We start from the raw sequence: 1289 nt of genomic DNA, 5'->3' as shown, positions 1-1289 counted from the left end.
ACTGCGAACTCAACGGCCAGGAAGCCGAGGACCGGCTCSCCGCGATCGACATCACCGTCAACCGCAACGCCGTCCCGTTCGATCCGCGCCCGCCGATGGTCACCTCCGGGCTGCGGATCGGCACCCCGGCCCTGGCGACCCGCGGGTTCGGCGAGGCGGCCTTCACCGAGGTCGCGGACATCATCGCCGAAGCGTTGACCGCCGACGCCGACGCGGACCTGACCGGGCTCCGCACCCGGGTCCAGGCCCTCGCCGCCGCCCACCCCCTCTACCCGGAGCTGTAGCCCGTCCCTGTCGTTGAGCCCGTCGTTGGAATTGGGGGCGACGGGCTCAACGACAGGCCTTTGAAGCATGACTAAGTGAGGAACCGACAATGGCTGTTGGCGTTTTTGATCTTTTCTCTATTGGGATCGGGCCCTCAAGTTCGCACACCGTGGGGCCGATGCGGGCCGCCGCGGTCTTCGCCGAAAAACTCAAAGCCTCCGGCAACCTGGAGGCGGTGGCCTCGCTCCGGGTTGACCTCTATGGCTCGCTGGCTGCGACCGGGCACGGGCACGGGACGATGACGGCGATCCTGCTGGGCCTGGAGGGCTTCCACCCGGAGACGATCCTGCCCGCGGAAGTCGAAGAGCGGCTGGCCGCGATCGCGGAGACCGGGAACCTGAACCTGGCCGGGACCGTGCCCCTGCCGTACGGGGTGAAGGACATGGTGCTGCGCCCGCTGACCGTGCTGCCCCGGCACACCAACGGGATGACGTTCACCGTCTCCGACGCCGACGNCCCCTGCCGTACGGGGTGAAGGACATGGTGCTGCGCCCGCTGACCGTGCTGCCCCGGCACACCAACGGGATGACGTTCACCGTCTCCGACGCCGACGGCACGGTCCTGCTCGCCGCGACGTTCTTCTCCGTCGGCGGCGGCTTCATCGTCCGCGAGGGCGAGGAAGACGCCGCCCAGCAGGAACTCGATGAGTCCATCCAGGAGCTGCCCCTGCCGTTCCGCACCGCGGCGGAACTGCTCGAGCACTGCCGGGCTACGGGCCTGTCGATCAGCGACATCATGCTCGTCAACGAACGCGCCGCCCGGACCGAGGACCAGATCCGCGCCCGGCTGCTGCACATCTACGCAGTGATGGCCGAATGCGTGCAGACCTCGCTCAAACGCGAGGGCCTGTTGCCCGGCGGGCTGAAGGTCCGCCGCCGGGCCCCGGACTGGCACGAACGGCTGATGAAGGAAAGCTGCAAGGAAGACCCGGACTACCGGGACCCGAAGTACTGGCAGGAATGGGT

1 protein-coding gene and 2 pseudogenes are annotated in these 1289 nt (G+C 68.5%); all 3 read left to right on the top strand.

All coding sequences use genetic code 11. From position 1 onward, the window contains the following. Positions 1 to 284, top strand: a pseudogene (locus tag ASG71_RS17050) (serine hydroxymethyltransferase); the annotation flags it as partial. A gap of 89 nt (positions 285 to 373) precedes the next feature. After that, a pseudogene (locus ASG71_RS16755) lies at positions 374 to 779 on the top strand (serine dehydratase beta chain); the annotation flags it as partial. Position 780: 1 nt separating this feature from the next. Beyond that, positions 781 to 1289, top strand: a 509-nt coding sequence (locus ASG71_RS16750) for a serine dehydratase beta chain (protein ID WP_235564170.1), incomplete at both ends; no start/stop codon positions are given.

Origin of the sequence: Arthrobacter sp. Soil763 (genome assembly GCF_001428365.1) — a bacterium.
In the GTDB taxonomy this organism is placed as follows: domain Bacteria; phylum Actinomycetota; class Actinomycetes; order Actinomycetales; family Micrococcaceae; genus Arthrobacter.
The sequence above is the reverse complement of the archived record's forward strand: the minus strand, read 5'-3'. Positions and strand labels throughout refer to the sequence as shown.